This window comes from Sphingomonas sp. (genome assembly GCF_048595155.1).
Taxonomy (GTDB): domain Bacteria; phylum Pseudomonadota; class Alphaproteobacteria; order Sphingomonadales; family Sphingomonadaceae; genus Sphingomonas_I.
In genome coordinates, this window is sequence record NZ_JBMDXN010000055.1 from 119,394 (window position 1) to 132,079 (window position 12,686).

Below are 12,686 nucleotides of genomic sequence, written 5' to 3' on the forward strand. Positions count from 1 at the left end.
CTATGCCCTCGTCGACGTCAGGCCGGACGGCAGCTGCAGGCTGAATGTGAAGGATATCGCCTCCTTCCGGATCGAGGACGGATGCCGGATCATTGTCGATCCGGATCATCATGCGGACGAGACCCTGGTCCAGGTCTTTCTCCTGGGAAGCGCCTTTGGCTTCCTTATCCACCAGCGCGGACTACTGCCGCTGCACGCGGGATGCGTGGAACTTGGCGGCCAGGCGGTGGCGTTCGCCGGCGAATCCGGTGCCGGCAAATCAACGTTGGTGGCCGCGTTCGTGCAGGCCGGCTTTCCCATGCTCGCCGATGATATCACGGTGATCGACCCGCACGCGGCGGGTGGCCCCGTGGTTCTTCCGTCCTTCCCCCGCATCAAATTGTGGCGGCACGCGCTCGATGGTCTTGGTATCTCAGCGTTGGAGCTGCCCCGCGTGCGCGACGAACTCGATAAATATCTGCTGCCCGCCGATGCGCATTTCCGGACGGAGCCTCTACCCTTGGGCGCGCTCTATCACCTTTCCCAGGTTAACGAGCCGCAGCAAGCGGGCGTGGAACCGCTTCGGGGAAAGGAGGCGATCGACGGGATCTTGGACGCGGTGTACCGTCGGCGCTCCGCCCTCGCGATGCGACGTCATGGCTCCATGCTCGCTGCCGCGATGAGGCTTGGCAATGTCCCGCAGGCCCGCCTCAGGCGATACCCGGACCTCTCCCTGCTGCCAAAGACCGTCCAAGAGATTACGGCGCGCCACGCGTGACGGCCCGCTTCTTCTGGATCGCGTCCTACCCCAAATCAGGGAACACCTGGATCAGGCTCATGCTGCGCAGCCTCTCGCAGGGCGGTGCTCCGGTCGATCTCGCCAGTCGCGCCTCATTCTGTCCGATGGCATCAAGACGGGATGCGCTCGATTATTGGTGTGACATCCAGTCGAGCGACCTCACCGACGATGAGGCAATGGCGCTTCGCCCCCTGCAATATGCCGCCGAAGCGGCAGCGGCCGACGGCCTCCTGTTGCGCAAGACACACGACGCCTGGACCAGCACGCCGCGGCGATCGCCGCTGTTTCCGCCCGCGCTTACGCAGGGCGCGCTGTATATCGTACGGGATCCGCGCGACATCGCGCTTTCTTTTGCCGCGCATCGCGGGTGCAGCGTGGACGATACAATCGAGATGATGGGGCGTCGTGATGCGACGCTGTCGCGTAGCGCAAGCGCCGGCAGCGCCCAATTGCGGCAGCGCCTGTTGAGCTGGAGCCTGCACGTCGCAAGCTGGCTTGACGCAACGCCCGCGCCCCTTCTGCTCCGTTACGAGGATGTCGTGCGCGATCCCGTGGCCGCGCTCCGCCGCGTCGTGGAGCGCCTTGGATGGGACAGCAGCCCGGAAACTGTTGAGGCGTCGGTCGCGGCAACTAAACTCGACGTCTTGAAAGCCGCTGAGGCGCGCCAAGGCTTCGTCGAGCGGCCGTTGGGATCCGCCACCTTCTTCCGCAAGGGTCAGATCGGCGAGTGGCAGCAGCATCTCAGTGCCGCACAGGCCTCCCGCATCGAGACCGATCACGGCGCGATGATGACACGGTTGGGCTATCTCGCTTCCTCTTAGGCGTTTCCTCGATCGATCCAGGACGCGAAGCTCGCAACGTGGAGTGCGCGCAGGAAGACGTGCCTTTCGAGCCATCGGGTCTGCGCCGCTTGCGCCGCATCGGTCGGCCAGCTCTCTGCGATCCGACGCATGCGCGGGATGTCGATCAAGCGCGCTGCCAGGGCGGATGCGGCCAGGCGATCAATCTCGCCCAGCAGAGCATCCTTGTGCGGCGCGAGGCGCGCGTGCCAATCCGCGTTCTGGAGCCCGATCTCTCGGTTATTCAAGATCATCGGGGGCAGCCGATCGGCGAACAGATCGCGCGCAAGCTTGCGGTCTACACCTCCTTGCATGAACAGTTCGTCCGGCAGGGAGACGCAGAAATCGATGAGGGGCCGATGGGAAAACGGATCGGACGCGGTTACGCCGCTGACCATGCGCATCGCTGCCCTTGCCTCCATCGCCATGCGCGAGCGCAGCATCGCGAACCGCAGATTGGCGATGCGGGCATCGGGGTGCCATTGATCAAGCTGGGTGATGCCGTGGCTGGCGTGACGCCGGTCCATGCCGGCTGCCAGCACAAAGTCGGGATTGAGCGGTGCGGGGTTGTCCTGCCAGGTTGCCGGCCGTTGCCCGCGCAACTGCCGCAAGCGTTCGGACAGGCCGGGCATCAGGCTCGCAAGCGACCGGCTGACGAGATAACGCTTCGCGGGCATGTCGCTGCGGCAGATTGCCAATAGCTCGGACGCGAATTGCGACCAGCGACGCCGGTGTCCCAGGGCCGCCAGCCGTTCCCAACCTCTCGCACTGACCGTGTGGTTGCCGAGTATGCCGACGAGGATCGTGCTGGCCCCGAGTTCGCTGGCCTTGTGATAGGCCGTCAACGCCCATCCGCCGTTATTGGGCGCCCACATCGGAGCTCCGAAACGCAGGAAGAAGGAAGACGGATGCTCCAGAAACTCCCCTACCCCGCTGGCATGTACGAAATGCGGTCTGAGGTTCGGCTGCAGGCTGGCAAGCGCCTCAACGTAGGGCGCTTCATCAGGAAACCGCCCCGGAGCGCCCGGCGCAGACCGCCCCGGCTCCGGCACGATGCAGACACCCTCGACCACCCGAGGCGCGGTTAACCTGGCTGCGGTCGCGGCGACCGCGCTGGAATCGAGGCCGCCGCTTACGCTGGCCACGACCGGCCCCACCGTGCGAAGCCGGCAGGCGACCGCCTCGTCGAACAACGCCCGGGCCGCTTCGACGATATCGCCGTAGCGCTTTGGCACGGCCACCTGTCTCGCGCCCGGCTCCCACAGCCGCTCGCGGCGAACGCCGGCAGCACTGATGATGACGCGCTCTGCCGGACGAACCCATGCAATCGATTTGTAGAAGGTCTGATCGTCGTCGCTCATGGTCGTCAGCAGCATGTCTGCGACAGCGATTTCGTTCAGATCCGTCGCCACTTCCGGAAGGGCGAGCAGCGGCCGATATCCGGTAGCGAACGCCGCAAAGGCGCCATTGCGAGAATAAAATAACGAACGCTCGAGACTATGATCCCGCGCGAGCATCAGCCTTGCCTCGGGCGCGTCCCATACCGCCCAAGCAAAGTCGCCGAGGAGGCGGGGCACTGCCGCCTCAGACCAGCGTGCGTAAGCTTCGCACACGATCGCCCCATCAGAAGTGAGAGGCGACATTTGCAGAGCGGCGAGCAGAACGCCCCGATTATCAAGACGGCCGTCGAATAAAGACACGATGCCGGACGGCGTGGAACAGGGTTGCCGCTCCCGATGATCCTCCGGAGCCAGCACACGCTGCCGGAAGGCAAAGGTCCCGCCGGGAGACGATTTGGCTGATGGCCTCTCGAGGCGAGGCCCATCAAGCGCTTGTATCAATCTTCGTTGGTGCGCTGGATCGACGTGATCGCCGCGGAGGTCCACGCACCCTGCAAAGGCGCTCATCGCGGTAGCGCCAATAACTGAACTGCGCTCCTCCCCGTGCTAGGAGCGAACGTTGGTGAAATCGTAAGGAAGCTGATTGACGTTGTTACGCGTATTCTCGCCAACAGAGGCGGCGGTAAGGACCGGCGCGTGCCAGGTAAGCCGCTCAAGGGCGGGCTTCAAATTTGCCGAATGATCCTCTGCCACCTCGAAGATCTCCATCCCTGCATTCCCCTGACCTAACATCGAGCTATTTATCTAAAGCATTAGGGTCGCCTGCGCAAACCGACATTGTTCGCGGGTCAGAGAGCCCCTGGCGACTCTGCGTCAGGGGCATCAAATTCAAGGGAATGATTTGTATAGAAGATCAGCGGAAAATTCCAGCTTGTTTAGGCTAGCGACGCATCGCCAGCCACCGCCATCCCGCGCAGGCCCGCGCTTGAGCGAGGGTGCGGCACGGCTCGTCCTGCTGCGGGCGATGCTCAACAGAGCCGTAACAATCGATTGCCATCGCGCGGCCCGCATCATCCAACATAGCGGAACGCATTTCATGGCAGTCACTCCTCGTCTCGTTGTCCCTCTGCTTGCGGCGCTGCTCGCCGGGCGCGCCGACGCGGCCGTCCCCGCGCCCAGCCTCGGCGCGGTGGAGCGGGCGCTGGAGAACGGGCGGAGCGTCACCGTGCTGCTCGACCTGAGCCAGTGCCACCCCGGATCGACCGACAGCAAGCCGACCAGGACGCGCGGCGGGCTGCGCATCGACGCCTTCCGCATCGGCGACGATGGCTCGCTGGCCTTCTCCGACGATCATTTCACGATCGACCGCGATGGCAAGCCGATCCAGCAATTCCTGCGCTATCGCATCCATCAAGACGGGAGCGCGGACTTTTCGATGACGGTCTTCAGCGTGCCCGACTTCCGGCAGATCCGCGCGACGCTCAGCTATAAGTGTGCGGTCAACCGGGGGATGCGGTTCGTCGCCTCCCGCCGCTAGGACCCATGCGCGGATCGGATGAACCGGCGCTAACAGCGTGGTTCAGCAATATTCCATGACCGAGTCTCTACCTTCATCATCAGCAGAGAAGGAGAGATGTGATGTTCGGTAAGATTGCGACCACGATGCTGCTGGGTGCAACGCTGATTACTGGTGTTGCCGCTCCCGCAGAAGCCCGTCGACCTTATTATAACGATGGGTACGGCCAGAATTACGGCTATGGCTATGGCAATTACGATCGCCAGTATCGGGGCTATGACCGGACCTATTATCGCCGCAGCAACTATGGCTATCAGCATCGTTGCTATGACAAGGGCAATGGCGGCCTTGCGATCGGCGCGATTGCGGGCGGCCTCCTCGGCAACGTCGTCGCCGGCCACGGCGACAAGACGCTCGGGACGGTGCTCGGCGCAGCCGGCGGTGGCCTGCTCGGCCGCTCGATCGACCGGAGCGACGGCCGCCCCTGCTAAGAGCCTGGCCTTCTGACGACGGCTTTCGGGGCGATCCCGCCAGACCGGCGGGGTCGCCCCACGCATGTGCGGATCAGCCCGCGGAAGACGCGATCGGCGCGACAAAGCCGCGTCGGCACAGCGGATCGGTATCGCCCGACAGGCAATCGGACCATCGGAAGAGCCGTTCGATCGCGACGATCGGGCCGGGGCTGCGCTCGCCGCCCATGCCGATATCGCCCGTGCCCACGATCCGGCCGAGGATGGTGACGCTGGTGGCGTTGCCGACCAACGCCGGATCATAGCGGCCGGCGGTGCAGGCGCGGAATGCCTGCGGTGCCGCGTTGGCGCCGTCGGCCCAGCGCGGTGCGCCATCGGCATCGCTGGGCAGATAGGACAGGGTCAGGCAGACGCCGCTGTCCGACGGCGCGATATGGTGAACGGTGCCGGCCCAGCGGATGCGCTGCCCCCGAGCCCGCCCCTGCAGCGCCTGATCCGGGGTGAGCGGGGCAGCCGCGGCCGCGCGCAGGGCGGTGAGATCGTCCGGCGCGGACGAGGCTGGCGCAGGGGCGGACGGCGCGGGCGCAGACGGGGCGATCGCGCTCGATCGCGGGCCGGGCGTGCCGGAGCCGCCGGCGCATCCGGCCAGGATCAAACACAGGCTGACGGGTGCCGATAGGCGCCGCAGCAGGGTGACGCGCGCTTGAGGAAGGATAGGCGAAGACGACCGGCTCATCATGAAGGTGCCGTAACGACCGCTCGCCGCATCGGCAATGCGGGTGGTGAGACCGCGCGTGATCGGCCGCGCTTTTCGCCGGCCCCGATCACAGCAAGGGCGGCGCTGCCACGAGCGGAAAAAGCAAAAAACACCAGAAACGAACTTGATGATGTGGGATTGCGGCGATCGCGCGGACGAGCCTGATACGGCCATCGGTGTTTGCCGACCCAGAGTTGAGAAAGAGCCGAGGATCGCCCCAGGCAAAGAAGCCGCAACATACGTACGTATGTAACGTACATCTGTCAAGATGTCACTGGTTAGAGTTTGGGTTTACAGCGGCGCGGAGCGCCTGCGCCGAAGTGACAGGCAGAAGGAGGCGTTGCCGAGATCGCGAGCGGCGGACAGGGTGCGCGCCGTGGCGGGCGCGTAGTTTAGTATAGTGTCCCCGAAATTCGCGTCCCCGAAATTCTGGGGCATCCGTATCGTTGCGCCTCTCCGTCCCGGCGGCTCGCTTTCGCATGAGCTTGATCCCGGACGATGCCTGTGCGAGCCGGATGACATTGAGGGGGAGCAGCACATGGCCGGGTATGTAGCGTCGACTTTACAGGCGTCGGGAGGCGCCGATGCGCAGTTCAGCGCGGATCAGACAAAATTGTACGTCTCGCATGGCGGAGACATCGATGTTTACGATGTCGCCACATATGCCAAGACCGCGTCGTGGCACATCGGTACGGCGATCGACGTCCTTTCGGTTTCGGACGACGGATCTTACCTGCTGGCGTCGGACCCGCGGCAGCCGCTGCTGTATCAAGTCTCGACGCAGACCGGCGCGGTGCTGAAGACCTATATCGGCAACGGCACCGGCTATACCGATGTCGAGGTGGTCAACGGCACGACCGCGCTGATCAGCTACACCGACGCTTATTCGCAAGCCCACCCGGAGCTGCTCGACCTGGCAAGCGGTACGCGCACCGCGCTGACATCCGTTGCCCAAGGAAGCTATCTTTCCCTTTCCGGGCACGAGACCTTCTCGGAGGATGGCCACCTGACGCTGATCGCGGACGGCAATTCGTCCGGCGGGCCGTTGCACATCTTCGACAATCGCGTCGGCGCGGTGACGGCGAACGGCGGTACCGGTGCCTTCAATTATGGCGTCCAGGCGATCAGCGAAGCCGCCCATCTGGTAGCCATCGGCATCTATAGCCAAGGTATCGCCCTGTACGACACCGATCTCCACTATATGCGGAACGTCAACCTGGGGTCGGTCAACGGTATCACGTTCAACCCTACCGGGACGATCGCCTATGTCTATCAGGCGGACTTCTTCGGCAGCAGTGCCAGGGTCGTCGAATATGACACGGCCACGTTCAACGAGATCTCCCGCTATGATTTGGGCCAGTCCAGCACCACCAACTCCGGGAATGTCCGCTTCGGCGACAATCTGCTGGCGACCGACAATGGCCGCTATTTCGTCGTCACCGATCCGGAATCCGGATCGATCACATTGATCGACCGGCAGAGTGGCCACGGCGGGGACGGCAACGACACGATCACCGGGTCCGATCAAGGCGATCTGCTGCTGGGCGGCGCCGGTCATGACTTCATCTTCGGCCGCGGCGGGCAGGACACGATCGACGGCGGCGACGGCAACGACCATCTGTACGGCCAGTCCGCCAATGGCGGCGCCGATGGCGCGGATTCGATCAGCGGCGGCGACGGATCGGATTATCTGCAGGGCAATGCCGGCAACGACACGCTGGACGGCGGCGCCGGATCCGACCGGATCAATGGCGGCGCGGACAATGACTCGATCCTCGGCGGGCTCGGCAACGACACGATCAACGGCAATCTGGGCGCGGACACGATCCTGGGCGGCGATGGGAACGATTATCTTCGCGGCGGCCAGGGCAATGACATGATCCTGGGCGGCGACGGCAACGACCTGATTGCCGGCGACAAGGGCGTGGACACGATGAGCGGCGGGGCCGGCGACGACATCTTCCGCTTCGACGCGGGATCGGCGGCGATCAGCGGCGGCGCGACCGACCGCATCACCGATTACGGGCCCGGCGCGGATCATATCCGGCTGGATTTCCTGCCGGCGGCGGTGCTGACCGGCGGCAGCCAAGCCTCGCTCGCCAGCGCGCAGACCAGCGCCCAGGCGTTGTTCGCCGGCCATGCGGGCGATCATGAGGTCGCGGCGGTGCAGGTGGGCAGCGACACCTATCTGTTCTGGGGCGACGCTGGCGGCGAGACGATCACCAGCGCCGTGCTGCTGCAGGGGGTGACGTCGGCCAGCATCACGATGGCGGACTTTATCTAACGGGCTGAGGGCGGCTCCGGCACGGAGCGCAATGCTCCGTGCCGGGTCGATCCAGATCGAACGCGGGGGAGCAGGACGGGAGTGCGAATGCTGCGGGCGGCCATGGCACTCAGCGCGCTGCTTCTGTGCACGGCTGCGACGAAGGCGCCGCCCAGCAAATCCTTCTGGGCGCTGGCGACCGACATCGAGACCTTGGCGGTGAATGGTGTGCCGCTGGACAAGCCTTCGGTGACGCAGAAGGATACCATGCTCTGCGTTGCGTCCTTCACCCCGGCCGATCTTCGGCGGCTGGCGATCGGCGACCCGCGCAAGGAATGCGCGATCGACCGGTTCAAGGCGGGAGGCGGCAGGATCGCGTTCACGGCGCGTTGCCCGGCCAATGCGCATAGGGACGCGCTGACCGCAGACGTCAGCGGCAGCTATGACGACGAAAAGCTACGCATCGTCTCGGCCATGCACGTCACGTCCGATGGGTCCGATATCGTGATGCGCATGACGGTGCGGGGCAACCGGATGGCCGCCTGCCTATATTGATCGACGACCGAGCATGCGGTGCTGGCGGCGCAATTTAGTATAGTGTCCCCGAAATAGGGGACGCTGCGCGGCGGTGGTCACCAGCTGCCGCCGCTGTCCTCAATGGCCTTGAGCAGTGCGCGCTTGCTCGGTGTACGGCATTTCCCTGAATTGCGCGGTATCTCCAGAGCGCCCGTAGCCTGGCGGCGGCGTTCGACATCACGCCCAAGATCCTCAAGCGAGATCACAGTCTGGTCAGCGTTCGAGCGCGTCGATGCCATGGTCGCCTGCCGTTTCCTCGCGAATGCGCCGCTCCATATAAATACGATCGGCGTCAGGATACAGGCGAAACAGAGCCTTGGCCTGATCGAACATGTCGCGCGCCGTGCCGGACGCATATTGGCCCATCCGATCGGCGATGATGTCCTCGACTGCAATCACTGCGATCTCGCCCGCACCGTCGATGGTGATGCGCCGGACGCGATCCCGGTCCGCATTGCCATCGAGCAAGCGATCCGAGACGACCTCGAACCCAAGCTTCAGATCGGGATGGATCCATCCGCGCGTCGCGACGCCGGGCCCGGATGGGCGGATGAAGCCTTCGGCGAGTAGTGCCTGCTCGAACACGTCCTGCCGTGCGGTGGAGAGATCGAAATCGCCGGTCATGATCGCACTGTTCGAGTAGATTTCGACAGCGCCACCGCCGACCAGGACGGGGAGGAGGCAGCCGCGCGCCCGCATCCTTTCGCCGACCCGCGCGAGCGCGACGAGGCCGGCCTCGAATTCGGGGCGATAGGGGCTGGTCATTGTCAGAACTTATCAATCGAAAGCGGGTAATGGCAAACGGCCGAAGCGGATGGCAATTTTATATAGTGTTCCCCAATCCCCATCCTTGCGGTCGTACGGATCGCAATGCAGTTTCGGTGCATGAAATCCGCCACGCTCTCCTTGGTCTGTTCGGCCCTAATTCTGGCGGCGTGCCAGAACCGTGAAACCCGGATCATCGAGGAACCGAGCGGGCCTGAACAGGCAGCATACGCCGCCATGGAGCGGTACCATGATTGTTACACTGCTCTTGTGCAAAAGGCTAAGGTGGAGCGTCGAAGTCTTTCTGGCGATGAGCTTCATAGTCTTGGGTATAGATGCCCGGCAGAACTAGAGAGCGCTGCGGAGGCTGTTGATCGTTATTGGATCAGCGATAAAGATAAACATCGGGACGACCCGTCAGCATATTCACCCGATCGCAGCGTTCGTATCGCCTTCCATAAGAACGAGCTGGCCGGCGCGTTCACGTGCCAATTCACGGAATGCCTGATTACAGATTAGGCCGAAGGGCCGCACCACCCATCAACGGGCACCTCCGCCCACAGGAGCGAGGCTGCCTGGCTCAATGCGCCGATGGTACGCAGGGATTTACCTATCCGCTCGAGGCCGGACACTGGAGCCTGACATCCAGTCGGTTCTGCGAAGTCGGCTGCTTGCTGAGCAGCCTTAGCGGCTGGTTCAGCGCATGAGCGCCAGCGCTACCACGGCACGGTCGCGCCGAATCGGTCGAGATAGTGGATGCCCGGCGTCGCGCGCGTGGCGAGCAGCAAGTCGGAGACCTTGGGGATCGCCTCTTCGATGGTGAAGGGCGCCTGCGCGCCGCCGAGTTCGGTGCGGATCCAGCCGGGCGCCATCGCCACCACCGCGCGGCCGCCTGTGGCCCGCCCGCCCGCGTCGCGCGCGGCGGAGCTGCGCAGCGCCATATTGAGCGCGGCCTTGCTGCTGCGATAAATCTCGCCGCGCCCATTCTCATTATTGGCGATGCTGCCCTGGCCGGACGACATCGCGCCGATCAGCCCGCCCGCCGGCACCAGATGCGCCAGCCCCTGGATCACGCGCATCGGGCCGAGCAGGTTGGTGGCCATGACGCGCGCGAACTCGTCGTCGGCGACGTCGGCCATCAGCACCTGCGGATCATGGGTGGTGGTGCCGGCGTTGACGAACACAATGTCGAGCGTGCGGCCGGCGAGGCGCGTGGCGAGCGCGGCGATCTGCGCGGGATCGGTGATGTCCAGTTGTTCGATCTCGACGCGGCCTGGGTGGCGATCGGCGAGGTCGTGAAGTTCGCTGCGATCGGCGCCGCGCACGGTGCCAATCACGCGCGAGGAATTCGGCGGCGAGGGCGAAGCCGAGACCACGGGAGGCGCCGGCTATCAGGATGGTGGGCTGGGACACGGTCGAAGCCTTAGCGTAAGTCGGCCTGGAAGCTGGTTGGCATCAGTGAGACGTGATTGCTGAGTGGCGGATGCAACTCGAAGGCGCGCGGCTCTCGGCTAAAGTTCCACAGCCTGACAAGCCGCCAGCTTTCGCGCCGTACCTCGGAGACGTCCAGCTCGCGGCGTGAGATATAGAAAGGCGTGCGCTCCCATCCGCGCGTGGTCTTGACCTCGATTAGCCGATCGCTGCCATCCCGCTCGAAGCTGTGGATGTCATAGCCGGCGCCATCCCCGTCGAGATGCGCGACCCAGCGCAATCGGTCCGCCAGATCAGGCCTATCAGCGCAAATTAGCGAAGCTCGCTCATGCGCCAGGATTCGCTGCTCGCCTGCGAGACCCAAGGCTCGATTGCGCGCGTCGCGGCCTGCTACGTCGAATTTCCTGGCGACGGCCATCATCCGGTCGAGTTCCATGGGAGGAGGCGCGTTGCTGTGCGTGGGTGGTGGGCCGATCCACAGAGCCGCTCCGTCGCGGACACCTGGATTTGGCTTCGAGACTCCTCCGCGATCCACCGCACCAAGCCAATCCGGATTTGCTGTAAGCCAGCGAGCCACAGCATCTTTAAGGCTCGCTTGGTAGTTCACCGCGGGCCTGTAGCCACGGATCCAGTCCTCCCCTAAACCTTGCAAGACGGCACTGACATTCTGATGCTTGAACTCCAATGAAGCGTGAGAGCGACCTAGGGTGCTCCGAAGCGCCCGGTTATGCTGAGCTTTGTTATATGGTAGACCGGCAAGGTCAGCCGCCAGCATCACGAAATAATCCGCTACCAGAAGATCGTTTTCGTCATCTGACCACTGCGTTCTCGGCATTATTCAAAACTATCTACGCACAAGACCTGGAGCGTACCGCCCAAAACAGGCGTATCTTTGCCCAGTCGCCCCGACGTTCATTAACTTCAATCTTGACCAAACTTTACAATCTTGAAATCATGCGGGTTCAGAAGTGAATAATGAGAGCCCTTCCGAGACAATGACCCTCTAACCTCGAGAGTACACTCAATCTTGCTGCGGAACGCCTCAATGACAGTTTCCCTCTCTGCTCGGGAGAACGGTATCCTCACCGCGTGAGACTCCCCTTCTATGTAGGTTTGTAAAGTAAGACTCCCTGGCTTGCGCAAACTGGCCTCTCTGAGGGTGGTGATTGTGCCGCTCAGGATAGCAGGCTCGTCGTTAGGTCGATCAGACAAAGCTGAAGCAGCATCGGAAAGAACGCTAACGTCCTCTCTGATAAAGGAAAACTTTCGCTGCGAAGACGTTGAGGCTGAGTTAACACCATGGTCTATCCGAAGAGTGAGATCTCCGGCAGTCTTCAGCATAGCCGCTAATGCGCTGCAGAAATTCGCTGTCACTCCCTTTTCTACAGCTTCCAAAAACACACTGGCTCCTTGAACACGAGCCACCTTAGCGGCCTCATGAGAGGCGCTCAGAGCAGAGTCCAAGCGCTGGGACACCTTCCGGCCGAATGTTGTACTGTCTTCTGGAGAAAGCGCCGGCGCATTGAGGTTTGGGGCCACAGGCAATAGCAACGTCAGCACAAAGCTGCCGATCTCGGTTTGGCCCATGCGCACACGATCCAGGTAGTCTCTTACCTCGTCTGGACGACGCCCACGTAGTATTGACCGCGGCCGCTCCAAAACAGCGGTCGTGGCAGCAGATGCTATCAGTTCGAAGCCGTTCTCTAGTAGATCGACAGCCTCGCCAAACTGAAGACTACCTATGTGACGGCCCTCGTGTGCGCGTATCCTGACCACATCGTATGAAAGCGCCTCTAGGTTACGATATATCTGATCAACCTCCATCTCAAGAATTTGCTCAAGGTCGTAAAACAGAGAGGCAACACGTCTGTTATAGTCTTTAATATCGGTAGATGTCGGCAAAAGCACTTCCGACGTTTTGCCGTGGAGATTTATGCAGTAACGTTCCTCG

At 63.1% G+C, this 12,686-nt stretch carries 14 protein-coding genes; 7 read left to right on the forward strand and 7 right to left on the reverse strand.

Annotation, left to right across the window (positions count from 1 at the left end; genetic code table 11):
• The first annotated feature begins 46 nt into the window (after window positions 1-46).
• Together ACOJSI_RS09225 and ACOJSI_RS09230 are read left to right on the forward strand one after the other, a co-directional pair.
• Window positions 47-757 carry a hypothetical protein gene (locus ACOJSI_RS09225; protein WP_420137978.1) on the forward strand — a complete coding sequence of 237 codons (711 nt, stop codon included), beginning with the start codon at window positions 47-49 and terminating at the stop codon, window positions 755-757.
• Window positions 754-1,599 carry a sulfotransferase domain-containing protein gene (locus tag ACOJSI_RS09230; protein WP_420137979.1) on the forward strand — a complete coding sequence of 282 codons (846 nt, stop codon included), beginning with the start codon at window positions 754-756 and terminating at the stop codon, window positions 1,597-1,599. The genes ACOJSI_RS09225 and ACOJSI_RS09230 overlap by 4 nt, the downstream gene beginning before the upstream one ends.
• Here ACOJSI_RS09230 and ACOJSI_RS09235 read toward each other — a convergent pair.
• Window positions 1,596-3,524: an asparagine synthase-related protein gene (locus tag ACOJSI_RS09235; RefSeq protein ID WP_420137980.1), complete on the reverse strand. Its 1,929-nt coding sequence runs from the start codon at window positions 3,522-3,524 to the stop codon at window positions 1,596-1,598. The two genes, ACOJSI_RS09230 and ACOJSI_RS09235, sit on opposite strands and share 4 nt — an antisense overlap.
• Window positions 3,525-3,563: 39 nt before the next feature.
• On the reverse strand, window positions 3,564-3,725 hold the full coding sequence (locus ACOJSI_RS09240; RefSeq protein WP_420137981.1) for a hypothetical protein: 162 nt from the start codon (window positions 3,723-3,725) through the stop codon (window positions 3,564-3,566).
• A 328-nt stretch (window positions 3,726-4,053) separates the two neighbouring features.
• On the opposite strand from ACOJSI_RS09240, the gene ACOJSI_RS09245 reads away from it, so the two are divergent.
• Window positions 4,054-4,494 carry a VirK family protein gene (locus ACOJSI_RS09245; RefSeq protein ID WP_420137982.1) on the forward strand — a complete coding sequence of 147 codons (441 nt, stop codon included), beginning with the start codon at window positions 4,054-4,056 and terminating at the stop codon, window positions 4,492-4,494.
• A gap of 101 nt (window positions 4,495-4,595) precedes the next feature.
• Window positions 4,596-4,964, forward strand: a complete 369-nt coding sequence (locus tag ACOJSI_RS09250; protein WP_420137983.1) for a glycine zipper 2TM domain-containing protein — start codon at window positions 4,596-4,598, stop codon at window positions 4,962-4,964.
• Window positions 4,965-5,037: 73 nt separating this feature from the next.
• Here the strand turns inward: ACOJSI_RS09250 and ACOJSI_RS09255 are convergent, their stop codons facing one another.
• A complete protein-coding gene (locus ACOJSI_RS09255; RefSeq protein WP_420137984.1) occupies window positions 5,038-5,679 on the reverse strand; it encodes a Slp family lipoprotein in 642 nt (213 codons plus the stop codon).
• A gap of 559 nt (window positions 5,680-6,238) precedes the next feature.
• Between ACOJSI_RS09255 and ACOJSI_RS09260 the strand changes: the two genes are divergently transcribed.
• Both ACOJSI_RS09260 and ACOJSI_RS09265 read left to right on the forward strand, forming a co-directional pair.
• Window positions 6,239-7,984: a calcium-binding protein gene (locus tag ACOJSI_RS09260; protein WP_420137985.1), complete on the forward strand. Its 1,746-nt coding sequence runs from the start codon at window positions 6,239-6,241 to the stop codon at window positions 7,982-7,984.
• An 87-nt stretch (window positions 7,985-8,071) separates the two neighbouring features.
• A complete protein-coding gene (locus ACOJSI_RS09265; protein ID WP_420137986.1) occupies window positions 8,072-8,518 on the forward strand; it encodes a DUF3617 domain-containing protein in 447 nt (148 codons plus the stop codon).
• A gap of 234 nt (window positions 8,519-8,752) precedes the next feature.
• On the opposite strand, the gene ACOJSI_RS09270 is transcribed toward ACOJSI_RS09265, so the two are convergent.
• Window positions 8,753-9,304, reverse strand: a complete 552-nt coding sequence (locus ACOJSI_RS09270) for a hypothetical protein (RefSeq protein ID WP_420137987.1) — start codon at window positions 9,302-9,304, stop codon at window positions 8,753-8,755.
• Window positions 9,305-9,424: 120 nt separating this feature from the next.
• On the opposite strand from ACOJSI_RS09270, the gene ACOJSI_RS09275 reads away from it, so the two are divergent.
• Window positions 9,425-9,823 (forward strand): hypothetical protein, encoded by a 399-nt coding sequence (locus ACOJSI_RS09275; protein ID WP_420137988.1) that lies wholly within the window; start codon window positions 9,425-9,427, stop codon window positions 9,821-9,823.
• A 197-nt stretch (window positions 9,824-10,020) separates the two neighbouring features.
• Here ACOJSI_RS09275 and ACOJSI_RS09280 read toward each other — a convergent pair whose 3' ends face one another.
• The 3 genes from ACOJSI_RS09280 to ACOJSI_RS09290 form a co-directional block, all read right to left on the reverse strand.
• Window positions 10,021-10,629: an SDR family oxidoreductase gene (locus tag ACOJSI_RS09280; RefSeq protein WP_420137989.1), complete on the reverse strand. Its 609-nt coding sequence runs from the start codon at window positions 10,627-10,629 to the stop codon at window positions 10,021-10,023.
• A gap of 98 nt (window positions 10,630-10,727) precedes the next feature.
• Window positions 10,728-11,570, reverse strand: coding sequence for a DUF3883 domain-containing protein (locus tag ACOJSI_RS09285; RefSeq protein WP_420137990.1), 843 nt, complete (start codon window positions 11,568-11,570; stop codon window positions 10,728-10,730).
• An 86-nt stretch (window positions 11,571-11,656) separates the two neighbouring features.
• On the reverse strand, window positions 11,657-12,686 hold a 1,030-nt coding region (locus tag ACOJSI_RS09290; protein WP_420137991.1), incomplete at its 5' end, for a hypothetical protein.